Annotated in this window: 18 protein-coding genes; 7 read left to right on the plus strand and 11 right to left on the minus strand. The window is 70.4% G+C overall.

Going from position 1 to position 26,254, the window contains the following annotated elements; all coding sequences use genetic code 11:
* The 4 genes from QHF85_RS39805 to QHF85_RS39820 all read right to left on the minus strand — a co-directional run.
* Window positions 1–707 (minus strand): response regulator (locus QHF85_RS39805; RefSeq protein ID WP_281332652.1); only part of this gene is annotated, 707 nt, incomplete at its 3' end.
* An 84-nt stretch (window positions 708–791) separates the two neighbouring features.
* Window positions 792–1,712 carry a tetratricopeptide repeat protein gene (locus QHF85_RS39810; protein ID WP_281332653.1) on the minus strand — a complete coding sequence of 307 codons (921 nt, stop codon included), beginning with the start codon at window positions 1,710–1,712 and terminating at the stop codon, window positions 792–794.
* The gene (locus QHF85_RS39815; RefSeq protein ID WP_281332654.1) at window positions 1,709–2,854 is read right to left on the minus strand and encodes an ATP-dependent 6-phosphofructokinase; all 1,146 of its coding nucleotides are present in this window, start codon (window positions 2,852–2,854) and stop codon (window positions 1,709–1,711) included. The genes QHF85_RS39810 and QHF85_RS39815 overlap by 4 nt, the downstream gene beginning before the upstream one ends.
* 19 nt (window positions 2,855–2,873) lie before the next feature.
* Window positions 2,874–3,839 carry a DMT family transporter gene (locus QHF85_RS39820; RefSeq protein ID WP_281332655.1) on the minus strand — a complete coding sequence of 322 codons (966 nt, stop codon included), beginning with the start codon at window positions 3,837–3,839 and terminating at the stop codon, window positions 2,874–2,876.
* A 134-nt stretch (window positions 3,840–3,973) separates the two neighbouring features.
* Between QHF85_RS39820 and QHF85_RS39825 the strand changes: the two genes are divergently transcribed.
* Entirely contained in the window at window positions 3,974–4,462 is a 489-nt protein-coding gene (locus tag QHF85_RS39825) for a hypothetical protein (protein WP_281332656.1), read from the plus strand.
* On the opposite strand, the gene QHF85_RS39830 is transcribed toward QHF85_RS39825, so the two are convergent.
* On the minus strand, window positions 4,459–5,961 hold the full coding sequence (locus QHF85_RS39830) for a 2OG-Fe(II) oxygenase (protein WP_281332657.1): 1,503 nt from the start codon (window positions 5,959–5,961) through the stop codon (window positions 4,459–4,461). The two genes, QHF85_RS39825 and QHF85_RS39830, sit on opposite strands and share 4 nt — an antisense overlap.
* 49 nt (window positions 5,962–6,010) lie before the next feature.
* Window positions 6,011–7,522, minus strand: a complete 1,512-nt coding sequence (locus QHF85_RS39835; protein WP_281332658.1) for a Do family serine endopeptidase — start codon at window positions 7,520–7,522, stop codon at window positions 6,011–6,013.
* A 187-nt stretch (window positions 7,523–7,709) separates the two neighbouring features.
* Here QHF85_RS39835 and proC point away from each other — a divergent pair, with 187 nt between their 5' ends.
* On the plus strand, window positions 7,710–8,564 hold the full coding sequence (gene proC / locus QHF85_RS39840) for a pyrroline-5-carboxylate reductase (protein ID WP_281332659.1): 855 nt from the start codon (window positions 7,710–7,712) through the stop codon (window positions 8,562–8,564).
* Window positions 8,565–8,576: 12 nt separating this feature from the next.
* On the opposite strand, the gene QHF85_RS39845 is transcribed toward proC, so the two are convergent.
* Window positions 8,577–10,229 (minus strand): DUF2961 domain-containing protein, encoded by a 1,653-nt coding sequence (locus tag QHF85_RS39845; RefSeq protein ID WP_281332660.1) that lies wholly within the window; start codon window positions 10,227–10,229, stop codon window positions 8,577–8,579.
* Between the two features lie 124 nt (window positions 10,230–10,353).
* On the opposite strand from QHF85_RS39845, the gene QHF85_RS39850 reads away from it, so the two are divergent.
* Genes QHF85_RS39850 through QHF85_RS39865 form a run of 4 tightly spaced genes read left to right on the plus strand, consistent with a single transcriptional unit; the run spans window position 10,354 to window position 14,971 of the window.
* Window positions 10,354–12,279 (plus strand): serine/threonine-protein kinase, encoded by a 1,926-nt coding sequence (locus QHF85_RS39850; protein ID WP_281332661.1) that lies wholly within the window; start codon window positions 10,354–10,356, stop codon window positions 12,277–12,279.
* Between the two features lie 17 nt (window positions 12,280–12,296).
* Window positions 12,297–13,127, plus strand: a complete 831-nt coding sequence (locus tag QHF85_RS39855) for a metallophosphoesterase (protein WP_281332662.1) — start codon at window positions 12,297–12,299, stop codon at window positions 13,125–13,127.
* Complete coding sequence (locus tag QHF85_RS39860) at window positions 13,124–13,882, plus strand: 4'-phosphopantetheinyl transferase superfamily protein (RefSeq protein WP_281332663.1); 759 nt, start codon at window positions 13,124–13,126, stop codon at window positions 13,880–13,882. Before QHF85_RS39855 ends, QHF85_RS39860 begins: the two co-directional genes overlap by 4 nt.
* A 57-nt stretch (window positions 13,883–13,939) precedes the next feature.
* Window positions 13,940–14,971 (plus strand): hypothetical protein, encoded by a 1,032-nt coding sequence (locus tag QHF85_RS39865; RefSeq protein ID WP_281332664.1) that lies wholly within the window; start codon window positions 13,940–13,942, stop codon window positions 14,969–14,971.
* Here QHF85_RS39865 and QHF85_RS39870 read toward each other — a convergent pair.
* From QHF85_RS39870 to QHF85_RS39880, 3 genes are read right to left on the minus strand one after another with little or no spacing between them, the layout of a single operon-like run.
* Window positions 14,952–15,884: an alpha/beta hydrolase gene (locus tag QHF85_RS39870; RefSeq protein WP_281332665.1), complete on the minus strand. Its 933-nt coding sequence runs from the start codon at window positions 15,882–15,884 to the stop codon at window positions 14,952–14,954. The two genes, QHF85_RS39865 and QHF85_RS39870, sit on opposite strands and share 20 nt — an antisense overlap.
* Before the next feature lies 1 nt (window position 15,885).
* Window positions 15,886–16,275 carry a hypothetical protein gene (locus QHF85_RS39875; RefSeq protein ID WP_281332666.1) on the minus strand — a complete coding sequence of 130 codons (390 nt, stop codon included), beginning with the start codon at window positions 16,273–16,275 and terminating at the stop codon, window positions 15,886–15,888.
* A 54-nt stretch (window positions 16,276–16,329) separates the two neighbouring features.
* Window positions 16,330–17,925, minus strand: coding sequence for a L,D-transpeptidase (locus QHF85_RS39880; protein WP_281332667.1), 1,596 nt, complete (start codon window positions 17,923–17,925; stop codon window positions 16,330–16,332).
* A 538-nt stretch (window positions 17,926–18,463) separates the two neighbouring features.
* On the opposite strand from QHF85_RS39880, the gene QHF85_RS39885 reads away from it, so the two are divergent.
* The gene (locus QHF85_RS39885; RefSeq protein WP_281332668.1) at window positions 18,464–20,662 is read left to right on the plus strand and encodes an ATP-binding protein; all 2,199 of its coding nucleotides are present in this window, start codon (window positions 18,464–18,466) and stop codon (window positions 20,660–20,662) included.
* Between the two features lie 9 nt (window positions 20,663–20,671).
* Here QHF85_RS39885 and QHF85_RS39890 read toward each other — a convergent pair whose 3' ends face one another.
* Window positions 20,672–26,137: an AAA family ATPase gene (locus tag QHF85_RS39890; RefSeq protein WP_281332669.1), complete on the minus strand. Its 5,466-nt coding sequence runs from the start codon at window positions 26,135–26,137 to the stop codon at window positions 20,672–20,674.
* Window positions 26,138–26,254 lie beyond the last annotated feature (117 nt).

Raw genomic sequence — 26,254 nt, forward strand, 5'->3', positions numbered from 1 at the left:
GGTGCAGCAGGCGGCGGTGCGGCCGCAACAGGCGCAGGCGGCGGCGGCGGCGCAACCGCCGCAACAGGCGCAGGCGGCGGCGGCGGCGCGGCGGGCGCTGGAGGCGCGGCCGCAGGCGGAGGCGGCATGAGCGGGAAGACTTGCGCCCGCGTCTTCTCCTCGTCGTCGTCGGCCATCAGCCGATCGAAGGCGCCGCCCAGGAAGTCGTCGATCTCGCGCTCACCCGCGGCCTCGGAAGGCGCGTTTTCCTCCGCGACCTCCTCGACCTCCTCGACGTCGTCGGCCTCGAGGACCTCGGCGTCGTCGATGACGATCGCGTCCGGCTCGATCGTCGCGTCGATCGGCACGAGGGCGCGGATGTGGCCGAGCAGCTCGCCGAACGCGATCGGCTTGTGCACGTAGTCCTCGGCGCGCGTGCGCAGCTTTCGATGCTGCTCGAAGGTCTCGTCCGTCGACTCGCTCGACATGATGACGAGCGGCACGTCCTTGAGGACCGGATCCTTCTTCAGCTTGTTGCACACCGAGAAGCCGTTCATGCGCGGCAGCTCGATGGAGAGGAGGATCAGGTCCGGCTTGTCGTTCGCGGCGAGCGAAAGCCCGGCATTGCCGTCGTCGACGACCTGCACGGTGCAACCGAGACGCCCGAGCTCGGTGCGGAGCTCTCCGGCAAACGCGTGATCGCTCTCGAAGACGAGGACTTTGGTCATGATTCGGGCCGTTTCGACAGGCTCTGGGCCTGGCTTGGCCAAGATATCGATCTCGTTCGAGGACTGTCAAACTCCGCTCGGAGCTCAGAACCGACCGACGATCGAGACGGAGGCCGGGCCCACGAAGACACGCGCCGACGCATCGCCCTTCGCCTTCTTGGGCGCGAGCGCCCAGATCCCGACCGCCGCGCCGGCCGCGAGGCCCGCGCCGATCCACGCCCCGAGCGCGAGGCCATCGAACGTGCGCACACTGTCGATGCGATCCTCGCCACACTGCAACCGCTTGCGACACTCGATCGCGCCCGCCTCGGCATGCGCGTCCGCCAGGAGGTACGCCGTCACGCCGCCGCCGAGCAGCGCGATCGCCGCGCCTCCCGCGATCCACGTGCCGAGCGGCACGACACTCCCGTTCGACCCCGAAGGTCCTGATTTCGCGAGCCCCGGGAAGATCTCGACCGTCAGCTTCGCCTCGTCCTCGGCCACGACGTTGCTCGAGAACGTCTCCTGCTCCGGCGCCTTCGCCTCGATCCGATGCTTGCCGGGATCCACCAGCACGGGCGCGCCGAGGCTCGCCTCGGGGACCACCTCCCCGTCGATCGTCACGACGAGGCCGGAGACACCCGCGGGGACCTTCAGCCGGATCGTGGGGATGCGCGGCTCGATCTCCTTGCGCTTCTTCTCGATGGCATCGCGTCGGGCCTTGTCCTTTTGCGCCTCCGCGATCTCTGCCCCGCGCTTCCACGTGGCCACGGCCGCGCGCAGCTTGCCCGTCGTGGCCTGGCACTCGCCGAGCGCGAGGAACGCCTCGGCCGTCTCGTGGATCGCGATCGCCTGCTCCAGCATCGAGATCGCGTCGTCGCAGCGCCCCGCCTTCACCTCGACGACGGCGTCCCTCACCATCTCGTTCGCGAGCTGCACCTCGGCCTTGCTCGGCTCCTTCGCGAGCGCCGCGGGCGCGACGAGCGCGAGCGCGACGCCGAGCGTGAGCCCCCACGAGGCCCTCACGACGTCGGCGCCCCTCCCGGCGCGAAATGGCCCGGCGGCTCGTCGCCGAAGCAGACGCCCATCTCGCGCGCGGTCGTCACCGTGTCGCACGAGAGGTCCACGGTCTTCGTGCGCCCCGCAGTCTCGGAGAGCGGGATGAGCTCCACGCGATGGCAACGCAGCGCGACCATGCCGCTCTCGCAGCCCTCCACGAGGAAACGCACGGCCCCCGCGCCGAAGCGCAGCGCGAGCAGCCGATCGAAGGTCGTGGGCCCGCCGCCGCGCTGCAGGTGGCCGAGCACCATCGAGCGCGTCTCCTTGCCCGTGCGCGCGGCGATCTCCTTGGCCACGCGCTCGGCCACGCCGCCGAGCACGGCCACGCGCCGGAACGCGTCGCCCGCGTCGCGCACGGTCACGTCGCCGCCCTTCGGACACGCCCCCTCGGCCGCCACGATGATCGAGAAGCGACGCCCGCGCGCCTCGCGCTGCAGCACCTTCTCCACGATGGGCTCGTACGAGAACGGGCACTCCGGCATCAGGATCACGTCCGCGCCGCCAGCGATCCCGGCCCGCAGCGCGATCCAGCCCGCGTGCCGCCCCATCACCTCCACGACCATGACGCGCTCGTGCGCCTCCGTCGTCGAGTGCAGCCGATCGATCGCCTCCGTCGCGATCGAGACCGCCGTGTCGAACCCGAACGTGAGCTCCGTGCCGTAGACGTCGTTGTCGATGGTCTTCGGCACGCCGACGACGAGCGGCAGGCCGCGCTCGAGCAGCTGGTTCGCGATCCGCAGCGAGCCGTCGCCGCCGACCGCGACGAGCGCGTCGAAGCCCTGCCGATGGAACCGCTCGACGAGCTCGTCCGCGCGATCCTTGGGGACGAGCTTGTCGCCCTCCATCGTCGGGTAGTTGAACGGATCGCCGCGGTTCGCCGTGCCGAGGATCGTCCCGCCGAGGTGCATGATCCCGCGCACGGCGTCGCGGTCGAGCCGCACGAGGCCGCCAGGCTCGTCTTCGAGCAGCCCGCGGTAGCCATGCTTGATGCCCCAGACCTCGATGCCCCGCTCGATCGCGGCGAGCGTGACGGATCGAAGCACGGCGTTCAGCCCGGGCGCGTCTCCGCCCCCGGTGTTGATGGCGATCTTCCGTATCGTGCGCGGCATCCCGCAGGGAGAATCGCGGTCATCGGACCGTTTGGCAAGGGGGCGACGCGACCACGGCGGCCGCCCTCGCCTCGCGCAAGCCCGACCAGGTGAGCCCGACGCCCGCCGCGATGACCAGCGCCGAGCCCGCGAGCCCGATCGGATCCTCGCGCTCCCCGAGGATCCCGATCGCCGCGAAGTGCGTCAGGACGACGCCGAGGTAACTCCACACGCCCACGCGGGCCGCTCGATCGAGCGCGTACGCCCGCGTCATCGCGATCTGGGCGAACGCGCCGCTCGCGCCCGTGCCGAGCAGGAAGAGCGCGCCTTCGAGGTCCGGCACGCGCAGCGTCGGCAGCGCGACGAGCGAGAGCGTGACGCCCGCCACGAGCGAGAAGTGCGCGACGATCGCCTCGGGGCTCTCGCGCGGCGCGCCCGAGCGACCCGTGCCCAGGCGACGGAGCCAGATCATGGCAAGCGCGCTCGCGGCGGCGCCGAGCAGCGAGACCAGCGAGAGCGCCCCGGAGAGCTTCAGGCTCGGCCCGGCGACGAGCGCCACGCCGGCGAACGCGATGGTCGTTGCGACCCAAACGATCGGCCCGCTCCGCTCGCCGAGCAGCCACGGCGCGAGGATCGCGATGAAGATCGGCGACGTCGCGCCGAGCGTCACGGCGTCGCCGAGCGCGATCGCCGGCGCGCCGAACGCGTAGAACGTACAGATCATCGCGACCGTCCCGCAGATCGAGCGGGCCCACGACGTCCGCCGGTCGTGGATCACGAGCGGCACGCCGCGCATGCGGGCGACCCCGATGGCGACGATGGCCCCGAGCACCGCGCGCGCCGCGGCGACCTCGGACCACGGCAACTTCTGCGCGCCGAGGCGTGTGCAGACGCCCATGATCGTGAACAGGACCTGCGCGAGGGCCATCCACGCGAGCGCCTTGCGTGGGCCGCTCGTGTTCTCCGGGGTGCTCCTGTCTCGGCCCCCCGGCTCGACGCGATTCACCCGCGCCCCGTACCACGCGACAAGCGTCGATGCCCGCGCCGCGCGCCGCATCGTAGGTCTCCCCTGTGCGCGCTGGCCCTCCGTGATATGGATCGTCACGTTTGGGACGAACCTTTCCTACGCTGGAGATCTGCATGACCCCGAAAGCCCGCAGCGCTTCGATCGACGAAGGCTCCCTGCCCGCGCTCTCGCCTCTCGCCGCGTTCGCCCTCGCGCACGCCGACGGCACCCGGTCCATCGCGGACCTCGCCGACCTCGCGGCCGCCACTGGAACCGACGGGTGGACGCGCGACGCGGTCTTCCGCGCGCTCGACGAGCTCGCGGATCTCGGCCTGCTCGAAGCGCGCGTGACGCCGCCCGCCGGTGGCCCCCGGGTTCGCCGCAGCGCGACGGTCGAGAGCGCCCCGGCCCTCGGCGTCTCCCCGGGCATGCCGCTCTGGGCCTCCGACGACGAAGGCGCGCGGAAGAGCCACGAGGAAAAGGAGAAGCGCAACGCCGAGCAGAGCGACAAGAAAGTCGGCAAAGAGACGGGCAAGGACAAGGACAAGGACAAGGACAAGGACGCCCGCAGCGCCGAGCAGAGCGACAAGCGCACGGCCGAGCAGAGCGACAAGAAAGCCTAGGGCGGACCGAATCGCGGCCTCAGACGGCCCATCGCTTCCGCTTTTCGCACGAGCCAGTCGATCATCGCTCCCCCCACGTCTTGCCCGCCGACGAGCCGGGCGCGCGCGAAATAACAAGGAAAGTTCACTTCGAGCACGTAATGGCGACCGCTCGGATGTTCGAGCACGTCCACGCCGCCGAGCTCGACGTCGAGGGCCGCCGTCGCGGCCACGGCGCTCGCCAGGATCTCGGGCGCGGGCGGCGTCTGGTAATCGGCCGGATCGTCGGTCGCGTGTGTCCGGAAATCGTCTTCGTCCATTCGATTGCGCCAGTACCCGGCCACGCGGTCGCCCACCACGATGCAGCGGTGGTGCGTCGCGTCCGGGATGTACGCCGAGAGCACGGGCATCCGGCCCGACGCGGCCGCGTGATCCATCGTGGAAAAAAGCCCCGCCAGGCTGTCGATGCGCAGGACGCCGACGCCCCCCGATCCGCCGGCGAACTTCATCACGATCGGCAAGCCGCCGAGATCGTCCACGTACCGCCGCAAGAGCGCCCGGTTCGTCGTGTTCCCCCAGATCCACCGTGGCACCGAGATCCCGCGCCGCTCGAGCACCGCGCAATCGGGCCCGATATCGCGAAAGACGCCGTCCGGCTCCCGGTGAAACGTCACGACGCCCGGCCCCACGAGCGCCTGCTCCACGCGCACGGCCGATAACGACACGGCCGGCCGGAAGAGCAAGGTCCCCGGCGGCAGCGGCTCGGCCGCGGTGAAATCGAAATGCGCCGCCTGCACCTCCTCGTACGAGACCCCGCGCGCCGCGCACGCCTCGCGGAGCACGCGCGTCGTCGCCTCGGGCACGCCGTCGTTCACGCAGACGAACCGCCGCGACGCCGCCTCTCTCCGCGCGGGCGCCTCGTCCGCCGCGAGGGCCACGCGGGCGGCCTCGACGGGGGCATAAACGAAATACGCGATCGTCGCCTTTTCGCCCTCGCGGAGCAGGTTCGACTGGTGCAAGGCGGCGCCGTCGACGCTCCCGTCGGGCCGGTGGTTGAACCAGAGCGCGAGCCGCCCCCTTCGCGCGGCGACGGCCACCGGATGTGGCTCGGCGCGCGGGAAAAACGTCTCGCCGCCGCCCTCCGCGTCCGTGAGATACACGATCGCCGTCGCCACGAGCCGCGCGCCGCCGATCGTGTATTCGTCGAGGTGCGGCGGATGCGCGTCGCCTCGCGCATACCGGCGAAACCGGAACGTCGGATCGGCGAGCGTGCAGGAAAACCCGAGGGCCGCCTCGATCCGCGCCGCGATCGCCGCGAGGACGGGGTCTCCTTCGACGGGTAGCTCGCTCGAAAGCCCCGTCTCGTTCGCCTCCCACGCGAGGCCCCGACGGGAGAGCGCGTCGCGATCGCCGTACGAGGCGAGCACGTGGCGCACCTCCTCGTCGGAGGCGAAGCTCTCCTGCACGTAGAGGCGCGGCGCCTCGGAAAGGCGCCGCAGCGGGGACGGGGCGGGATGCATGGGCCGGACAGCACCGCGCGAAGCGGGCGCTGTCAAGCCCAGTGGAGGATCACTTGATGGGGAGCGCGGCGAAGCGCGTGACCTTGCCGCGGCGGATCTTGAAAGCCGCCACCGTGCCGGGCTTCAGCTTGCCGAGCGCGGCGTCGAGACCCTTGGCGTCGCGCACGGCCGCGCCGTTCACCTCGAGGATCACGTCGCCCGGCGACAGCTCGCTCTCGGCGGCCGTCACGCGATCGACGCGCACGCCGCCGCCCGAGAGATCCGAGAACTGGAAGCCGAACTTGTTCGTCGCGGCCGGCGCCTTCTGCCCGCGCGTGGGCGTCGCGTCGCCGTCGTCGCCGTCGCCGTCGCTCAGCTGATCGAGCTTCGCGGTCACCTCCAGCGGCTTGCCGGCGCGCAGAAGCGAGACCTTGATCGTCGTGCCCGGCGCATGCCGCGCGACCTTGCGGGGCAGGTCCTCGGCGTGGTGGATCGGCGTGCCGTTCACCGCGACGACGATGTCGCCGGGCTTGATGCCCGCGCGCGCCGCCGCGCCGCCCGGCTCGAGATCCGAGACGAGCGCGCCCTTCGGCGTGTCCATGCCGAACGCCTTGCCGAGGTCGGCCGTGATCGGCTGGAAGAGCAGGCCGAGCTTGCCGCGCTCGACGCGACCCTTCTCGCGCAGCTGCGGGATGATGTCCTTCAGCGCGTCGACCGGCGTCGCGAAGCCGATGCCGTTCGCGCCGGCGCGGATGGCCGTGTTGATGCCGATCACCTCGCCCTTCCAGTTGAACAGCGGGCCGCCGCTGTTGCCCGGGTTGATGCTCGCGTCGGTCTGGATGAAATCGTCGTACGGGCCGGCGCCGATCGAGCGGGCCTTGGCGCTCACGATCCCGAGCGTCACCGTGTGCCCGAGCCCGAAGGGGTTGCCGACCGCGAGCACGTGCTCGCCGACGCGCAAGGCCTCGCTCGATCCGAGCGCCGCGACCGGCAGGCCACTCGCGCCGCGCAGCTTGAGGAGGGCGAGATCGAGCTTGGTATCACGCCCGACGATGTCGGCCGCGAACTCACGCTCGTCCGCGAGGCGCACCTTCACCTCGTCCGCGCCCTCGATCACGTGGGCGTTCGTCACGATGAACCCCTCGGCGTCGATGATGAACCCGGTGCCGAGCGCGGTGCGCGCCATCGGCCGCTCGGGGCGCGGCGAACGCTCGCCGCCGCCCCCGCCTCCGCGGGGACCAAAGAAGAATTCGAACGGATCCACGCCGCCGAAGCCCGGGCCGCCAGACGCGACCTTTTGCGTCGTCGTGATGTTGACGACGACCGGGGTCACGCGCTGGGCGAGGTCGGCGACGTCGAACGTCGCCGGAACGGGCGCCGGCGCGGCGGGCGCGGCCGTGACGGCCGCGGCGGCCTCGGCCGACACCTGCTGAGCGACCGCCTGTGTGGAGGGCGGCGGCGGCGTCGCGTGGGCCTCGTGCCCGCACCCGGCCGAGCCGAGCATTCCCATGGCGAGCAAAAGGGCGAGCGCCGAGCGAGATACGAATGAGGACGCGCGCTGGGACGAACGGACGGACATCATGAATTCTCCCCTCGAACCTCCGGGCGAGCGAACCGGCCAGGGCTCCGCTTCATTCCGAGCCTAACGGATGAATCGCGATACAGGGTTGCGCAACCCCTCGATGTGCGGTTTGGACGATCACGCGTCGCCCAGATGCTCTGTCCCCTCGCGGGCCGCTCTGGTACGGTGCGTCGCCGGAAGGAACACGATGAACGATCTGCGCAAGCGCATGGAAGGGCGGCGAATCGGATTTCTGGGCGGCGGCAGCATGGCGTCCGCGCTCATCCGGGGCCTCTTGCATTCGGCGACCGTCACGCCCGCTCAGATCCGGGCGAGCGATCTGAAGGAGCAGCGGCTCGACGAGCTGCGGCAGACCTACGGAATCGAGACCACGGACGACAACGAGGCGCTCGTCCGCTGGGCCGACGTCGTCGTCATCGCCGTGAAGCCGCAGATCGTCGACCGCATCCTCGGCGCCATCGCGGCCGGCTTGAACGAGGGGGATGTCGTCGTTTCCGTCGCCGCCGGCGTCCCGATCGAGGCCATCGAGGCGCGCCTGCCCGACCGCGCGCGCGTCATTCGATCGATGCCGAACACCGCGGCCATCGCGCTCGCGGGCGCCACGGCGATCGCGCCCGGCTCGCACGCCACGAAGGACGACCTCGAGGTCGCCCGCGCGCTCTTCGAGGCCGTCGGCCGCTGCGTCGTGCTCGACGAATCGCTGATCGACGCGGTCACGGGCCTGTCGGGCAGCGGCCCGGCGTACGTGATGCTCATGATCGAGGCCCTCGCGGACGGCGGCGTGAAGGTCGGCCTCGGCCGCGACACCGCGCTCCTGCTCGCGGCGCAGACCGTCTACGGCGCGGCCAAGCTCCAGCTCGAGACGGGCGAGCACCCGGGGAGGCTCAAGGACATGGTCACGAGCCCCGGCGGCACGGCCATCGCGGGCCTGCACACGCTCGAAGCCGGCGGCCTGCGCCGCACGCTCATCGACGCCGTCGAGGCCGCCACGAACCGCGCCGCTGAGCTCGGCGAGCAGATGGCGAAAAAGCTCCGCCGGTAAACGCCGGCCTGATCATCGATAGAAAAACGTCACGCTCCGGTACCGGTCGAGCGTCTCCGGCAGACCCGGCCCGATCTCCAGCGCGATCTCCGCGCTCTTCTGGAAATCGATCCGGTCCGTGAGCACGTGAAATCGGCACCCGCTCGTGCGGGCCGAGGGCGGCGTGACCACCGTCCCCCACCATTGCGCAAACGGCGAGGCGTGGGGGCCCGATTCGAAGTAAAACGCGCCGTTCAGGTAATCCTCGGTGCCCGTCCCGACGATCGAGGTCACGCCGTCGAGCACGGCGCGCTCGTCGCCTTCCAGGAAATTGAGCGGCTCGTCGAAGAGGCTGCCGTCGCCGATCCCGTGGCCCTCCAGCATCAAGCACGTCCCGGCCCAGCGCCCGCGGCCCGTGACGCTCGCGAGCGGATGCTCGGGCCCCGGCGCGGGCGACACGGTCTCGTTGCGGACGGCGTGCAGGTGGCCGAAGGCCTCGCTCGGGACGGCCTTTTCGCCGCGAATCGAGAGCATGAAATCGACCGACGCGGCCGACGCGCTCGTCGCCGTGAAAACCGCCTTTTTCGTGAACGGCATCGGCAGCCGCAAGGCGAGGCGCACCGTGCTCCCCTCCTTCGACCCCGCGAGCGCGAGGCTCGCGTTCTCCGGCGGATCCAGCGTCGCCGCGAAGAGATCCGACAGCGGCAACGAAAGGGCCGGCGCGGCGGCGTCGTCCCAGGTGACGGAGAGCGTGACGTCGCGGAGCGCGGCCAGCCCCGCCTCGGCGACCTCGACGGAAAACGCGTGAATCGTGGAAGGCCCCGTGATCTCGGCCAGCGAAATCATTTGTCCCGGCGAAAGGGTCACGGACGCCGGCGCCACGAGCGGCTCGCCCGGGATCGCCCCTGCCGCCGTGGACGAGAGGACCGCGATCGCCTCGTCCCGCGCGGCGAGGCGCGCCGGCGCCGCCTTGCGGGCTTCCGCCGCCGGGGACAGGACCGCATCCGCCTGGTGATAATAATATTCCAGCGGCCCCAGCCCATCCAAGGCAATCACAATTTTCTTGGAGAAGACCACGGGATAATACCAGGCGAGGTGGTTGCCCGGCCCGTCCCCGAACGGCGGCGCAAACATCTCCCCCGCCGTGCCGTCGATCACCGCGGCGAGGGGCTCCTCCACGACGGGGTTTGCCTCGTCGTCGACCCAGATCCGGAGCACCTCGTCGTTCGCCACGAGCCCGTTCCGGAGCGAGCTCGCCGTGAGCCAGAGCCGCGCGAGGTACCCCGAGCCCTCGAAACGCGAGAGCATGACGCCCCGCACGTACGGCTCCGGGCAATCGGCCTCGTCGAAAATCGGCGGAAGGAGCTGGTTCTCGCTGACGGCGGCCTCGCGTCCGCGGCACACGAAATGGTTCATGTCGCGATTTCCCCGCGCCACGAAATCCGCCGGCGCAGGCGCGCCGCTCAGGCGATCCTGGCTGCCCGTCTGCACGTACCGTCCCTCGCCGAAAACCGGCAAGCCCCGGACATCCGCGAGCAACCGGAGCGCGGCTTCGTCCGCGAGCTCCTCGCGCGTGCCCGGCGGCGCGGGCGTCACGAGGGGGCGGGGATCGTCGCCACAACCGGCGACGGAAGTGGCGGCGAAGGCGAAAAAGACGGTGCGTACACCGCGGATCGCGTGGCCCATCGTCCGTGCAATGTGTGCCTTTGCCCGGCCGGTCGCGAGTGTATTTTTCGTGCGCGACGGAGAAAAAAGTCGGTCGCCCGCACTTCTCCGGGGGCCGAGAATCGGGCATCCTTCGAGCCGCGCAATGGAATGGACCATCTCCGACACGATCCGCGTCGAAGACCTCCCGGCGGAGACCCTCGGGGACACGGCCGCGAGCGCGACGCGGAGCCGGCCGGCGGACGCCGAGACCCCGGTCTTGCCGCGCCTTTCGCTCTCGACCGGCGCGCTCGAGGGCGAAGCGCCCGTGCTGTCCTCGCCGGGCGTCGATCTGACCCTCGTGCGGCAGCTCGGACAAGGCGGCATGGGGGCCGTCTACCTCGCGCATCAGCGCTCCCTCGCTCGCCACGTCGCGGTCAAAATACCGCACGACGACGCGCCGCGGAGCGCGTCGCTGGCCATCATTCGCGAAGGCCAGGTCGCCGGCGCGCTCGAGCACCCGAACATCGTGCCGGTCCACGCGCTCGGGCTCGACGACACCGGGCGGCCGATCCTGGTCATCAAGCGAATCGAGGGCGTCGCGTGGAGCGAGCTCCTCGCGGATCCGAGCCACGCATTCTGGGCGCGCGCGAGCTTCGGGGCCGATGCGCGCCTCGTCGCGCACCTCGAGATCCTGATGCAGGTATGCAACGCATTGCATTTCGCCCATACCCGCGGGTTCGTCCACCGGGACATGAAGCCCGACAACGTGATGGTCGGCGAATTCGGCGAGGTGTACCTGCTCGATTGGGGTGTGGCGCGTAAAATCGACACGACGGAGGGCAAGGAGCCCGAGCCGCTCGTCGGGACACCGGCCTACATGGCGCCCGAGATGGCGTGCGGCGCGCCCCACGAGATCGACGCGCGGACCGACGTGTACCTGCTCGGCGCGACGCTCCACGAGATCCTCACGGGCAACCCGCCGCACGCGCGGCCGAGCCTCTACGACGCGCTGCTCGCGGCGAGCGCGGCCGCGCCGCGGGACTACCCGCCCGAATCCCCGGACGAGCTCGTCGCGCTCTGCAATGCCGCCCTGGCGCGCGATCGGGACGAACGCCCCCCGAGCGCCGCGGCGTTCCGCGAGCGCGTGGCCGACTTTTTACGGCACCGCTCCTCGCTCGGGATCGCGCATGCGGCGAGCGAGCGCCTCGCCGCGCTGGAGGAGGCGATCGGCGAAGGCGGGCCCGACCTCGTCGCCAGCGCGGAGATCCTGGGCGGGCTCAGCGAATGCCGGTTCGGCTTTCTGCAGGCGTTGCGCGAATGGCCCGACAATACGCGCGCCAAGGAGGGGCTCGCGCGGAGCCTCGCGCGGCTCGTCGAGCGCGAAATCGTCCTGGAGAACCCCACGAATGCCCGCGCCCTGCTCGATCGAATGGAAGGCGATCGCGCCGCGCTCGAAGCGCGGGTCGCCGCGCTGGAGGCGAGCCTCGAGGAGCGCCGGCGGCTCGAACGGAGGGCCGCCGAGATGGACAAGCAGATGGATTCGAACGTGGGCCGGCGCGCGCGCACGCTCTTCATCAGCGCCGTGGTCGGGCTCGGCGCGGTCGCGATGGGCGCCCTCTCGATCCGCGAGGCGAGCACGCGCCGCCCCTCGCCCTGGGCCGACGTCCTCGTCTTCGACGCGGTGATCCTCTCGCTTTTCCTCGCCGGCCTTTTTTTCGGCCGCAGGCGGCTGCTCACGAACCTCTTCAATCGCCGGCTGCTCTTCACCGTCACGGCCTCGTTCGCCCTGAATGCCCTGCACGACGTGCTCTCCTACGTTCGCGGCGAGCACGTCTGGACCTCGGGCGCGATGGGCCAGCTCATCATCGGCTCTTGCCTCGTCGTCACCGCGATCAACAGCACGCTCGTGCTCCTCTGGCCCGCGGCGATCCAGCTCGCGGGCGGCCTGCTCTCGCTGTACGTCCCCTGGGCGACGGGCGCGATCAGCACGATCGGCACCCTGCTCACGGTCGCGCTCGTCCTCCAGGCGTCGAAGCCGAGCGGCGCGGCGGATACGGCTGACGCGCGGCGCGCGCTGCGTGTAAAGTAAGGACACGCCCCCCGCTCATGAAGCTCCTCGCCATCAGCGATCTGCACGTCGGATTTCCGGACAACCACGCCGCCGTCGCGTCCCTCGGCGCGCGGCCCGACGATTGGCTCGTCCTCGGCGGTGATCTCGGCGAGACGTTCGAGCACGTACGATTCGTGCTGGACACGCTGGCGCCGCGGTTCCGAAAGCTCGTGTGGGTGCCGGGCAACCACGAGTTGTACGTCCCTCCCCACGCGCCGCCGGGCGAGCCGCGCGGCGCCGCGCGGTATGCGCGCTACGTCGAGCTCTGCCGCGAGCGGGGCGTTCTCACCCCGGAGGATCCTTATCCCGTCTGGGAAGGCGAGGGCGGGGCGCACCTCATCGTGCCCATGTTTCTCCTCTACGATTACACGTTCCGCCCCGACGACGTGCCCGTGAGCGACGCCGTCGCCTGGGCCGCGGAGCACGGCATCGCCGCGGCGGACGAGTTCCTGCTCGATCCCGCGCCCTTTTCCAGCCGGCAGGCGTGGTGCCACGCACGCGTGGCCGAGACCGAGGCGCGCCTCCGCGCCGCACCGGGTTTGCCGAAGGTGCTCATCAACCATTTCCCGCTGCGCCAGGACCTCGTTTTCCTGCCGCGCGTGCCGCGCTTCTCGCCCTGGTGCGGGACGAGAAAAACCACGGATTGGCACGTCCAGTTCGATGCGCGCGTCGTCGTGCAAGGGCATTTGCACGTCCGGAGGACGGTCCACGTCGACGGGGTCCGCTTCGAGGAGGTCTCCTACGGATACCCGCGCGAGAGGCGAGGCGACCGCCCGATCGACGCCTACGTGAAGCAAATCCTCCCAACGCCGGAGCCGAGCCCGTGAGCCTTTTTTCGTTGCCGCCGGGCGCCGCGCACCTCTGGTACGTCGATCCCGACGCGATCGACGACTGGTACCTGCGCGCCGCCTACCATTCCGTCATGTCCCCCGAGGAGGCCCGGCAGCAGGCTCGTTTTCGGTTTCTGGAGGGCCGGCAGGAATACCTCGTCACGCGCGCGCTCGTCCGCGCCGTGCTCAGCGCCTATACGCCCGTGGCCCCGCGCGACTGGCTCTTCGTGCGAAATGGCCATGGCCGCCCGGAGATCGCCGGGCCGAAGGGCGCGCCGAGGCTCCGCTTCAACCTCTCGAATACGCGCGGCCTCGTCGCTTGCCTCGTCGCGCGGGACCGCGAGGTCGGCCTCGACGTCGAGGACACCCACCGGCGCGGCGAGACCGTCAGCATCGCCGACCGCTTCTTCTCCCCGTTCGAATCCGCCGCGCTGCGCCGGCTGCCCGTACATCACCAGCGGGATCGATTCTTCGATTACTGGACGCTCAAGGAAGCCTACATCAAGGCGCGCGGCATGGGTCTCGCCATCCCGCTCGACCATTTTTCGTATCACCTCGACGAGGGCGGCCCCATTCGAATCAGCTTCGAGCCCGAGCTCCGGGACGATCCGTCGCGCTGGCAGTTCTCGCTTACCTCGCTCGGCGGACGCCACCGCGTGGCGACCGCGATCGAACGACGTCCGGGCGAGGGAACAATCGCCGTCGAGATGTTTCGGTGTCTTCCGTTCGAGGACGTGCCGCCGAAGGCCTGACGTTCGGCCCAAGGACGGCCGCGCCTCGCGCGTTTCCCTCGTTCAAGGGAGGCACCGATGGCCGACGGATCCCGTTTTCCGAAGCTCGCCCCCCCGTTCGCGATCGCCGGCGCCGCCGCCGGTTGGCTCTCCGCGGGCCTGCTCGCGCACCCGCTCGTCGGCGTCACGTACGAGGGGGTCAAGCCCCTCGCGACCTTCGGCACCACGCTCATCGCCGCCGCCACCGGCATCCTCCTCCAGAAGCTTTGCCTCGGCTGGCGATATTCGTACGAGATCGACTCACCAAACCCGGACGTCCGCCCGTGGACGGACCGGATCGTCTACCATGTCCTCGTCCTCCTGCTCGCCGGCGCCGCGGCCGGCGCAATGGTGGCGGGGCTCGACGACGCCCACGGGGGCACGCTCGGCGGCGCCGCGAGCGGGGCCGTCTCCGCGATCCTCTTTTTGCCCGTTTGCCTGCTCGTCCTTTCGTCCGCGCGCCGCGCCCAGCGGGCTCGCCTCGGCTCGATCGTCGCGGGCAGCGATCGCCGCGCCGTGTGGGGCATCCTCGCGGCCGCCCTCTCCGCGACCACGCTCTTCGCGGCCCTCGATTGGCCGGCGGCGCGCATGGCGGAGGCCGAGGCGCCCCTTCCGGCCCTCTACATCCTGCTCGCGACGGCCCTCGTGACGCTCGTCGTCCTCGCCGCCGACGTTCGTGCTTTGAAGCGGGCGCAGGCGGCGCTCGCGCCGGGGCTCTCCACCGGGGAGGAGGGCGCCGCGCCGCTCGTGGATCCCTCGGTCCCGCGCGTCGATCTCGGCCTCGGCGACGACCTCGCCTCGCGCCTCGCGCGGAGCGCCGCTGCGTATCGCAGCCGGGATCGCGCGATCGAGCTCGTGCAAGGCAATCCCGAGCAGGCCCTCGGCGCGCTCCGACGCGCGGTGCGGCGCGGGGTCACGAGCTTGGCGCTGATGGGCGTGATTCTGGGCGTGCACAGCTTCGCCCAGGCGAGCTTCGTGACGCAGCTTTACGTCGAGCTCCGGTGCGAAACGGGCTGGCCGTCGTTCACCTGCCAGACGTACGCGGCTCAGGCTATCCAGCAGACTCGGTAGCGGTCGCCGCCGTCGAAGAATCTCCCAGCCACGAGAGCAGCGCCTCGCTGAAGCGGTCCGCCTGGGCGACCGTGAGATCGTGCCCCGCATTCGGCAGGAGCTCCGTCCGGATGTGCGGCGCGACGCGCTTCACCCGAGCAATCGCGTCCTTCGCCGAATAAATCGTCTCGTTTTCCCCCAGCACAAGAAACGTCGGCCTGGGCAAGGCGACGAGCTCCTCGTCGCGCAGGACCGTCGGCTGCGTGATGGGCTTCCGGACGAAGCACCGCGCGGCCAGGTAGCCGTCTGCGGCCACCTCCTCGACGAGCTTCCGGCCCTCCTCGCCCTTCGCCGCGGTGTCCGCGAGCATCCATTGCATGAAGTTCCGCGTGAACCACGGAACGGGCAGGACGGTCAGGATCGCGCGCCCGATCCACGCGCCCACGATGGGCAGCACGGTGTTCGCCGGCGCGACGAGCACGAGGCCCCGCAATCGCTGCGGATACCGCAACCCATACTGACTCGCGATCCACCCGCCGTACGAGAGCCCCGCGAGCGCGAACTCCGACGTGATCCCGAGGCCCGCCGCGACCTCGTCGAGCCATTTCGCGTAATCGTACCCGTCCTTCGCGTGCCGCGAATAGACGCTCCGCCCGCAATCGTGGATGCCGTCGACCGCGAAGACCTCGAATCGCTCGGCGAGCTTCGCGATGTTCTGCGCCCATTGCAGCGAGCTGCCCGAGATCCCGTGCAGGAGCACGAGCGGCGGGGCCCCCGCGCGCCCGCTCACCCGGACGAACGTTCGCCCGAGGGACGTGTCGACATGGCGGCCTTCGCAGGGGACCGGCCAGCGCGCGGCGCGCTCCTCGTAGCGCGCGAGGAACCGCGCGCGGTCCTCGGGCGAGCGGAACGGGTGATGGGCGGGGAAGCTCATTTCAGGACACCCGCGAGGCGATCCGGCGCCGGACCTCGGCGACGAACGCGTCCGGGTCCTCGACCGACACATAAAGCGTCTCGGCCGGAACACGCAGGAGCACGCGCATCGGCAGAGCGGGCGCGAGCCGAATGCGCACCACGTCGTCGTACGACCCGACGACCGCGACGGTATCGACGAAATTGGTCCGCCAGCCGAGCCCGCCGAGCAGCGGCCAGCGCGTGCGCTCGACCGACGTGACGCGCGAGAGCGGGATCCGCTCGTCGAAGAGCCAGCCGAAACGAACGTGGATCTCGTCGCCTTTGATGTCGACGTACGAGCGCTCGGCCGTTCCGCCGAATACGGAGAGGAGAGGCTTGACCCAGGTGCTGCGTCGGATCTCGGTTCGCATGGGGCCCCACGATGGCCATCGGGAGAACGCCACGCAAGCTCGGGCGTGACGATTCTACCTCGAAATGACGACAGCCGTCGTCGGCCCGTTCTCCGGGGCGCCTGCGCCCGCCGCCCCCTGCCAGCCGGGGGGCACGGGCGGGTCGGTCCAATGAAACAGCGTTTCCGCGTCGATCGGCGAGAGGTTCACGCAGCCGGCGCTCGTCGGCTCGCCGAAACGCTCGTGCCAGTAGGCCGCGTGCAGCGCGAAGGGCGGGTGGAAGTACTGCGTGTGGGGGACGTCGGCGATCCAGAACGAGCGGTCCTCGCCTTTTTCGGGCGACATCGTGGCCGCCTTGTCCTTGAACGTCACGTAAAACGTCCCGGTCGGCGTCGTGCTCGCCTTCACGTTGTCGATCCCCTTCACCGGCACGCCGCCCGATCCCGGCGAGATCAGCGTGGCGAACACGGGCTTCATGCCCTCGTACGCGACGAGCGTGCCTTGCGTGATTCGCACGTGCACCCACTTCATCCCTTCGCGCACGCCGAACGGCAGCTTTTGCCGCGGCTCGACGACCGTCGCGTCGGCTTGCTCCACCCACACGGGCTGCCCGCCCTCGTGCTCCTTCGTTTCGAGGTACGTGACCCCCGCGACCTCGGTGGTTTGACCCGTCAACATGGCATACGAGCGCGCGGGGAACGACGACCCCGCGCGCTCCATGGCGCCGCCCGGGAGCTTGCGCCATTTCGCGCGCGGCGATTTGCGGAACCAGGCGAGGGGCAAGGAGACGTCGTCGCCGAGGCGTATGCCGTGGAACGTGCTCGGGCGGAACGGGCGCACGCGGTCGGCGGGCACCACCGTGAGATCCACCGCGAGCAGGAACGTGCGTCCCTCGGCCGAAAACGCCTTCGTGTACGACAGCATGGATCCATGCGGAATGTTTTGCCGCACGAGATCGAATCGACCCGGACGCACCATTTTGCCGCCTTCGAGGAACGCGGGCAGCGGGTCGGTCGGCGTGATGGGCTGCGGCTCGGCGAGGTCCTCGTGGGCAGAGAGGAATTTCGACAGCGGCTCGACCTTGCCGGCGGGGCCGAGGAGCCGCTCGATACGCGCCTGCTCGCGCGGTGACGGCACGCGGTTGTACATGGGCGCGCCATTGGAGATGGCGTATTTGTAGGGAAAGGGCCCGGGCACGGGCAAGGTCGCGTCGAACGCGGGCCGGACGTCGGGCGGAGGCTCGCGCGAGACGAGGGCGTCATTGCAGACGTACCCGCGCGGCTCGATCGCCCAGAACCCTCGCGCGCAGCCGGCCCCGCGCACGGGCTCGGGCTTTTTCAAGGCGACCGACTCGCCGACCCGGATGTACCCGAGGTATCGCTCGCCCTTTTTCTCGGGCGTGGGGTAAATCCAGGGAATGCCCTCGACGGCATGAAGGCGCGGGCCGGAGGGAGCGACCGGCGCGGGCTCCGCAAGGGGAGCGGGAGCGGAAGCGGGCGCGGAAGCGGAAGCGGTTGCGGCAGCGGAAGCGGGAGCGGCAGCGGAAGCGGGAGCGGCAGCAGGCGCGGCGGCGGAAGCGGGCGCGGGCGCGGCAGCGGCGGGCGTGAGCGCGGGCTCGGACGGACCACATCCGAGCGCGAGCACAAACAGAGCGAGAAGGGAGCCGCGCATCCTGCCCCCCAGCTATGCCCCGGATCCGCCCGCCGGCGCAACTCCGCCGCGCCAAGCGCCCACCCCATCGCCCCGATACCGCCTCGGCGCTGCGCCACACCCCCGTCGGAGGGCCCCGATCTCTCCTTGGCGCTGCGCCACGCCCTCCCAGGACCGCTCCCACCTCCGCGCGGCGCTCCGCCCCGCCCCTCCCCAGACGCGCCGACCTCCGCTCGGCGCTGCGCCAAGCCCTCCGAGGACCACCTCGACCTCCGCTCGGCGCTGCGCCAAGCCACTCCCCCACCCTCCGAACCTCGGCTCGGCGCTGCGCCAAGCCCCTCCCCCACCCTCCGAACCTCGGCTTGGCGCTGCGCCAAGCCCCTCCCCACCCCCGGAACCTCGGCTTGGCGCTGCGCCAAGCCCGTCCCCCGCCGTCCCGACCCCCCTTTGGCGCATCGCCGCTCCATTTTGGAGCATCGGTCGCTCCGTTTTGGAGCACCCGCCGCTCGGGTTCGACGCATCCGCGCGCCGAAAAACCCGTAGCATCGCTCCACGCCCCATGGCTCCGCAGCGCCGCACCCTCCCCCCTCCCTCCACCATCCGCCCCCCGAAGGCCCCGAGCCACCTCCAGGCCGAGATCCTCGCCGCCGCCTGGGAAGCCTTCTCCGCGCTCCTCTTCATCTGGACCGTCGTCCCCGACGCCCTCTCCGCGGCCCTGCCCCTCGCCATCACCATCGGCGTCGTCTCCCTCTCCCTCTCCGCCCTCGCCGGACCCGCCCTCGTCCGCCGCGGCCCCCGCGGCCTCTTCTTCGCCGCCCTCGTCCGCACCCTCTCGTGGCCCCTCGCGGTCAGCCCCCTCGTCCCGCACATCGGCTCCCGCGTCCTCTTCGCCGCCGCCGGCTTCGGCCTCATGGCCGGCGGCATCCGCCGCGCCTTCTACCGAGGCCTGACCCCGTTCGCCGAAACCACCACCGACCTCGGCGACCTCCGCGACAAACTCGCCGAGTCCGCCATGGTCGCCGGCATCGTCGGTGGCCACACCCTCATGCTCTTCTGCGTCGCGTTCCTCCGCACGCAGAGCCCCGTGCTCTTCAAGGCCTGGCTCGAGATCGTCCCAGCCCTCGCCCTCGTCGGCACGATCGGCTTCACGCTCGCGATCCGTCCCGCCACACGCCACGTCGCCCGCGCCCTCGCCGCCGGCCCGAACGGCGACCGCGCCCTGCACGAGCGCGCCATCGCCCAGGCCGAGGCCCTGCCGAGCACCCTCTCCTACCTGAACTTCGCCGTCTGGTCGGCCTTCATCACGATCGGCGTCTTTTACGCCCGCCCCAGCCGCGCCTGGTCCCTCGCCGACGCCGTCATGCAGATCTGCCTCGGCATCCTCTTCGCCTTCGGCGTCTCTTTTTACCAGCGCGCCTGGGACCGCGACACCGTCGCGCCCATCCTCGAACGCCTGCGCGCCTGGACCGGCGCAGGCGTCGCCATGCTCGCCGAGCCCATCACGCTCCGAAGGCGCATGCTGCGCGACTTCGGCCTGCCGCTGCTCTTCACCACCACCCTCTCGCTCTTCTCCTCCGTCGGCCTCTACCGCGCCCTCTCCGTCGGCAGCGACCTCCGCCAGGACGTCAACGCCATCGCCGCCCTCATCGCCGCATTCAGCACGATGGTCGTCGCCGCGCTCGGCGTCGTGGCCCGCACCGCGCGCGAGCTCAGCCGCCCCCTCGCCGTGCTCGCCGGCGCCGCCGATCTCGTGGCCGGCGGCGCCCTCGACGCCGCAGCCCCGCCCGTCCCCGGGCCCGTGGAGGTCGTCGGCCTCGGCGAGAGCATCGAGCGCATGCGCGTCCGCCTCGCCGGCACGATCGCCGAGCTCGAACGCGAGCGCGCCGGCCTCGAAGAGAACGTCGCCGCCCGCACGGCCGAGCTCACGAAGACCCTCGACGAGCTGCGCCGCGCCCAGGCCGCCCTCGTCCAGGGCGAGCGTCTCGCCTCGATCGGCGAGCTCTTCGCCGGCGTCGCACACGAGATCTACAACCCGCTCACGGCCATCGCAGGCGCCGCCGCCCCGCTCGAACGCCTCTCCTCCGAGCTCGGCCAGACCCTCGCCGCCTTCCGCGCGGCCCTGCCCGAGCTCTCCCCCGCCCGACGAAACGAGCTCGAACGCACCATGCACGAGCTCGACGTCGACGCCGCCCTCGAAGACCTCGTCGGCATCTCGCACCTGCTCCGCCGCGCGAGCGACCGCGCCGTCCGCATCGTCGGCAACCTGAAGAGTTTCTCCCGGTCCCCCGGCGAAGTCGTGCCGACGGACCTCGTCGCCGGCATCGAGGAGACACTCGTGCTGCTCGGCCGCCGTCTGCGCGACGCCGGCATCGAGGTCGAGAAGCGGTACGGCGACGTGCCCGAGGTCCTCTGTCGCTCGGGCGAGATGAGCCAGGTATGCATGAACCTGCTCGTCAACGCGATTCAAGCCCTCGAATGCGACGGGCGCCCAAACAAACCGACGCCGCGCATCGTCATCGAAGCCCGCCGCGACGGAGGCGCAGCGCTCGTCGCCGTCAGCGACAATGGCCCCGGCGTCCCCGACGACCTCGCGAGCCAGATCTTCGAGCCCTTCTTCACGACAAAACCCCGCGGCCAAGGAACGGGCCTCGGCTTGTCGATTTCGGGCGACATCGCCCGGCGCCACGGCGGCGCGCTGACGCTGGAGCGCGAAGGCAGCGGCGGCGCGCGGTTCGTTTGTCGGATTCCGCTGGCGTGAGGAGGATGGCTAGCGCCCGACCGAGAGCGAGACGTGAAAGTTCGCCCCTCGATCCTCGTTCGGACGCACGCCAATCCGACCACCGTGGTTCTCGACGATGGTCTTGCAGATCGAGAGGCCCATCCCCATGCCTCCCTGCTTGGTCGTATAGAATGGGCTGAAGATGCGCGCGGCCTCCTCCGGGCTCACGCCCGGACCGGTGTCCTTCACCTCGAGCACAAGGACATCAGGATCGGTGAGGCGCGTTCGCACCAGGATTTCGTGGGGACCGGGGGCGACACCACATGTCGCCTCGGACGCATTGACGACGAGGTTCACGATGACCTGTTGCAACTGGACGCGGTCGCCGAGCACCGGGGGAAGCTTGTCGGCGAGGTCCAGGCGGATCGCTGCGCCATTCCGCTGCACGCGGGCCCGTGTCAGCAGGACGACCTCTCGAATCGCCTCGTTGAGGTCGAGCGGCACGTGCGCTTCCCCGGAGCGTCCAAACAGGGCTCGGAGCCGACTGATCACGTTCTCCGCCCGCACGACGTCGCGGGTGATGCAGCTCGCGGCCTCGCTCGCCTCTTTCGGATTCGCCGGGTCACGCTGGAGCCAGTTCACGCACGCGCTCGCATTGGCGCCGATCGCGGCAAGCGGCTGACTGATCTCGTGGGCGATCGCGGCTGCCATCTCGCCCAAACTCGACACCCGCGTGAGATCGGCGAGCGCTGCCTGCGTGCGCTGGAGGGCCTCCTCCGAACGTCGGACCTCCGTGACGTCCCGGATGGCGCCGACGTACTGTTCCTGCTCCGTCTCGTCGTCGGAGACGCGATGGGCGGAAATGCTGACGTGCTTGACGAAGCCGTCCGGCATCATCAGCCGATACTCGACCTGCGGGCCTCCCACGAGGCGCGAGGGGTCGGCGACGAGGCCATCGAAGATGCGGAGGTCGTGGGGATGGATGCGCGTGCGCATCGACTCCACCGAGGGCGAGCTCGCCACACCGAAGATGCGGAACACCTCGTCGGACCAGAAGATCTCCTCCGTCCGAGGCTTCCAGCTGAAGGTGCCCGTCTGGCCGATGCTCTCGGCCTTGCTCATGTAGACCTTGGCCTGCCGCAGGTCCGCATAGAGCTGCGCGTTCTCGAGCGACATCGCGGACTGCGACGCCAAGAGCTCGAGAATCGCGAAGCGCCCCGGTGTGAAGATGCCAGGCGCGAGGTCGTTCTCCAGGTGGAGAACGCCTACGAGCCGCGCCTGCTTGACGAGGGGAAGGCAAAGCACCGAGCGTGAGCCGCGTCGACGGAAGTAGGCTTCCTCCGAGAACGGGTTGGCTTCGGCCGCATCCCCGAGGAGCACGCTCTCTTGCGTCCGTCGAACATAGTGGAGCAGCGCGAGCGGGAGATCGCGCTCGGAGACGGGAGCACGCCGGAGGTCGAGGCTCACGCCATCGGGCTGCGCGCGCCCCTCGGCGACGACCTCGAGGGCCTCTCCGCGCGGCAGGACGAGCACGCCTCGCTGCGCGCCGGCGTGCTCGAGCGCCGTCTTGAGCAGCGTCTCGATCAATCGCTCGAGCACGATCTCCTGCGAGATCGCTTGGCCCAGGCGGACCACCGTCGTCAGATCGAGCTCGTGGAGCCCACGCGAAAGCGCGGTGGGGCTTCCGCCGCGCGGGCCTGCCAAGAGGAACGGGTAGACATTCTCGAGCGCGCGCACCTTCGCCTCCGCGCCCCAGGCGCGATAGGCGGCGTGGGCGTGGCGGAGATAGGCCTCGGTGACGATCGCGTGGCCGCGCTGCTCGTGGAACCGCGCCGCGTGCTCGCTGGCGATCGCCTCGACGTGGAGCTGGTGATGCTCCTGCGCCATGCGGATGGCCCTCTCGTAGAGGCCCTCCGCGTCGAGGACCCGCGCTTCGATCCGCGCCGTCTCCGCCGCGAGGAGAATCGCCTTCGCCCCGAAGTTCTCGGGGCAGTGGGTCGCCCAGATGTCGAGCTGCCGCTTGTACTCCGCCAGGCTCTCGCGATGCGCATGCGTGGCCTCGGGCGGAGCACCGTCGCAGAGGCCCGCGTGCACCAGCGCGGCATAAAAATGGTGCTCCTCCACGTCGAGGTTCGACGCGGAAGACCAGATGAGCGCGCGCGCGGCATTCGCAGCGTGGAGCGCGGCCTGGAGATCCCGCGCGAAGAAGCGGACGGTCAGCTTCCGGATCCAGTACCAGCACGTGACGAGCGGCATCCCTGGGTTCGTCTCGAGGTCGCGCTCGAAGGCCGCCTCGTCGCGCGACGCGTCCGACATGTCCGGGAAGGCACTGCCGGCCCGACGCAGCGTGCGGATCAGCCGGAGCTGGTCGGTCGCGAGCACGACGCACGGCAGAACGTTGAGCTTTGTGGCCGTCTCGATGGCGAATTCGGCCTCCGCTTCGGCATCGGCGAGGGGTCTTCCACTGGCCAGATAGTTCGAGACGATCTGGAACCACCCGCTTCCGACGATCGGCTCTCCGATTCGTTGTGCCTCTGTGATCGCGTGCTTCTCGTAGCGTACGCAAACGTCGAAAGGCTGGGACCAAGGCCCGATCATCGCGCCCATGCCGTGTTGCACGAGGGCGCGGTACTGGTCGAGCCGATGGCGTTCGACGAGCTCGAGGGCGAGCTCTCCGAGCGGGCGCGCGATCGCGTAGTCGCCGAACCGGGGGCCGACCACCATGCCCAGCAGCAGATAGCCGATGGCAGAGGCGTCCGCGTGTCCGCGCTCGAGGCTCTGATTGACCATGCGGCAGACCAGGAGGTCGTGGAGCCGATCGTGATTGCCCCACCGCGCCGGCTGGGTCAGCTGGAACGCGAGCTCGAGGGTTCGGGCGTGAAGCTCGTCCGCGCAGACCGGAACGTCCGCGAGATCGGCGATGCTCCTCGTCCCGAGCTGCTCTCGAATCCGGCCGTACTCGCGGGCGAGGTCTTCGTCCGTCGGTGCCGATGGCAACGGGCTTCCCGCCCCATTCAGGTACGCGAGCCCGACCTCGAGGCCTCGGTTGAAGTCGCCCGAGTAGTAGGAGACGGCCGCACGCAGCGCCACGACTCTTCCCGCATCGGTCAGGCGCGTGGCGCGGGCCGCGAGATCGACGAGTCGAAGCTCGGCGCTCGCGAGCTCACCGCAGAGCGAGTCGCACTCGGCATGGCCGTACGCGAGCTCGAACATGAGCTCGGGATGTCGCGACCACGGATCCGACGCGAGGCTCTCGAGGATTCGCGTCGCTTCGCTCACGTACGTCCGCGCGGTCGCATGAGCGCCGGCGGACTTCGCGCGCTTGCCGGCCGAAAGGCTCAACGTCACGAGATCCACGCGCTCCGAGGCCGACAACCATGCGAGGCCGCGCGTCAGGTGCCCGACGACGTCGAACACGGATTCAACCATGTCCGCGGGAGCCGCACCACGAAGCTTGCGACCGATCACCGCGTGGAGCGTCGCCCTCTGCTCCTCCGAGAGGAGGGAGTATGCAGCTTCGCGCACGCGATCATGAACGAACGAGAACCCCGAGGCCCCGCGATGGAGGAGGCCGACGGCGGCGGCGTCGGCAAGGCCGCCGTCGATCTCTTGGAGCTCGCGCTCGCAGTGGCTCGCCAGCTGGGCAGGCGAGGCCGCGTTCCCGAAGCACGCGAGCGCCGCGAGCGCGTCGCCCGTGGTGCGCGGAAGCCGCTCGATGCGGCGGAGGACGAGCTCGACGACGTTGTCGGTCGAAGGGCGTCCTCGAATCACGTCGAGGTCCCACGCCCAGAGGCGACGTTCTCGATCGAAGCCGATCAAGCGGGCATCACAGAGCTCACGAAAGAACTGGAGCGCGAAGAAGGGATTGCCCTCCGTCTTCTCGACGACGAGCCGAGAGAGGTCGTCGATGTCGGCGGGAGGAGCCCGGAGCGCGTCGGTCAAGAGCTCGCTCACGTGCGAGCTCGAGAGGCCAGCGAGCTCGACCTCCACGAGCGGCGCGCTCACGCTGCGAAGCCGACGGATCGTCGCGGTGAGCGGGTGCGCTTCGCTGACCTCGTTGCTGCGGTAGGCGCCGACGAAGAGGACGTGCTTCACGTCCGGGTGCGCCACGACGTGGTCGACGAAATCGAGCGTGCCGCGATCCAGCCACTGGAGGTCGTCGAGGAAGAGTACAAGCGGCCGGTCGTTCCGGGCGAACGCCGAGAGAAACTGACGGAAGGCAAAGAAATGCCGGTCCCGCACGTTCTCGAGCGGCACAGCGGGAACCGGCGGCTGCGGTCCGAGGACGAGGGAAAGCTCCGCCACGAGCTCGCACATGAGGGGGGCGTTCGGGCCGAGCGCCCGGCCGAGCGCCTCACGCCACGGCGTGAGCTCCTCCTCCGAGCGGGTGAGGAGTTGCCTCACGAGAGCGCCGAAAGCCTGCGAGAGCGGCGCGTAGGGGATGTTCCCCTTGTACTGATCGAACTTGCCGGACGCGAACCAACCCGGTCTTGCGAGGAGAGCTCGATCGAGCTCGCGCGCGACGACCGATTTCCCGATGCCGGAGGGCCCGGAAATGAGGAGCAGCCCTGCCGCTGCCTCGGTGGCCACGCGCTCGAACGCGCGTAGCACCTCGCCGATCTCGCGCGCTCTTCCATAGAGGCGCTCAGGCAGGACCAAGCGGTCCGGGATGTCGGCTTCGCCGAGCGGGAACGCGGAGACGACGCCGGCTTGCCATTGTTCGAGGCCGCGCCGGAGATCCGCCTCCACGCCAGCCGCCGTCTGGTAGCGGTCCTCGGGTGCCTTGGCGAGGAGCTTCATGACGATCGCGGCGATCATCGCCGGAAGCGCGGGGGCGCGTTCTTCGAGCGGCACCGGCGGCCTTGCGATGTGGCAATGGACCCACTCGATCGGAAGCGAGGCCGAGAACGGCAGATCACCGGCCAGGAGCTGATACAGCGTGACGCCGAGCGAGTAGAGATCGCTCCGCATGTCGACGGAGCGGTTCATGCGGCCGGTCTGCTCCGGGGCGATGTAGGGGAGCGAGCCCACGCCGTGTCGCCCCGCGTCGAAGATGCGGTGCTCGCGATCGGCGCGCATGGCGAGCCCGAAGCCAGTGAGGCGGACGCGTCCGCTCGCGTCGACGAGAACGTTGGCCGGACGAATATCCTGGTGAATCAAGCCGTGCGCATGCGTTCTGGCGAGAGCGCTCGAAAGCTCGGTCGCGATTCGCAGCAGCGAACCGACGTCGTCGCCGTTGTGCTCGAGCCGCGTGGAGAGGAGCTCTCCTCCCGGGTCGTCGAGGAGGAGCACGGGCTTGCCCGCCTCCTGCACAAGCTCGCGGGGACGTGCTGCCCAGCTCGGATCGAGCTCGGCGCGGAGGTCGTGCTCGTGAAGCAGGCGCTCGACCGAGACGTGTCTCGACGTAGGCGCGAGGACGAGCGATGGTGGCCGTTGCGCCGTCCCGAGGCGTCGCCACAGCTCCCACTCCCCATCGTGTCGGAGCAGCACCGATCCAGCCGACAGCTCGTTCATGCTCGTCCTCTGCGAGGGCGCGCTGACGGGAAGCGACGGTCCGGCTCACTGCCCGGCGCGGCCCAAGGCACCTACCAAAAGTGCCACCGTCGATCAACGACGATTCGAGCCGCCGCG

Source organism: Polyangium sp. 6x1 (assembly GCF_029946515.1).
Classification (GTDB): domain Bacteria; phylum Myxococcota_A; class Polyangia; order Polyangiales; family Polyangiaceae; genus Polyangium.

Coding starts and splice junctions, on each gene's coding strand:
- QHF85_RS39815 (WP_281332654.1), bottom strand. CDS start 2,854: ATGCCGCGCACGATACGGAAGATCGCCATCAACACCGGGGGCGGAGAC.
- QHF85_RS39825 (WP_281332656.1), top strand. CDS start 3,974: ATGACCCCGAAAGCCCGCAGCGCTTCGATCGACGAAGGCTCCCTGCCC.
- QHF85_RS39830 (WP_281332657.1), bottom strand. CDS start 5,961: ATGCATCCCGCCCCGTCCCCGCTGCGGCGCCTTTCCGAGGCGCCGCGC.
- QHF85_RS39835 (WP_281332658.1), bottom strand. CDS start 7,522: ATGATGTCCGTCCGTTCGTCCCAGCGCGCGTCCTCATTCGTATCTCGC.
- proC (WP_281332659.1), top strand. CDS start 7,710: ATGAACGATCTGCGCAAGCGCATGGAAGGGCGGCGAATCGGATTTCTG.
- QHF85_RS39845 (WP_281332660.1), bottom strand. CDS start 10,229: ATGGGCCACGCGATCCGCGGTGTACGCACCGTCTTTTTCGCCTTCGCC.
- QHF85_RS39850 (WP_281332661.1), top strand. CDS start 10,354: ATGGAATGGACCATCTCCGACACGATCCGCGTCGAAGACCTCCCGGCG.
- QHF85_RS39855 (WP_281332662.1), top strand. CDS start 12,297: ATGAAGCTCCTCGCCATCAGCGATCTGCACGTCGGATTTCCGGACAAC.
- QHF85_RS39865 (WP_281332664.1), top strand. CDS start 13,940: ATGGCCGACGGATCCCGTTTTCCGAAGCTCGCCCCCCCGTTCGCGATC.
- QHF85_RS39870 (WP_281332665.1), bottom strand. CDS start 15,884: ATGAGCTTCCCCGCCCATCACCCGTTCCGCTCGCCCGAGGACCGCGCG.
- QHF85_RS39875 (WP_281332666.1), bottom strand. CDS start 16,275: ATGCGAACCGAGATCCGACGCAGCACCTGGGTCAAGCCTCTCCTCTCC.
- QHF85_RS39880 (WP_281332667.1), bottom strand. CDS start 17,925: ATGCGCGGCTCCCTTCTCGCTCTGTTTGTGCTCGCGCTCGGATGTGGT.
- QHF85_RS39885 (WP_281332668.1), top strand. CDS start 18,464: ATGGCTCCGCAGCGCCGCACCCTCCCCCCTCCCTCCACCATCCGCCCC.
- QHF85_RS39890 (WP_281332669.1), bottom strand. CDS start 26,137: ATGAACGAGCTGTCGGCTGGATCGGTGCTGCTCCGACACGATGGGGAG.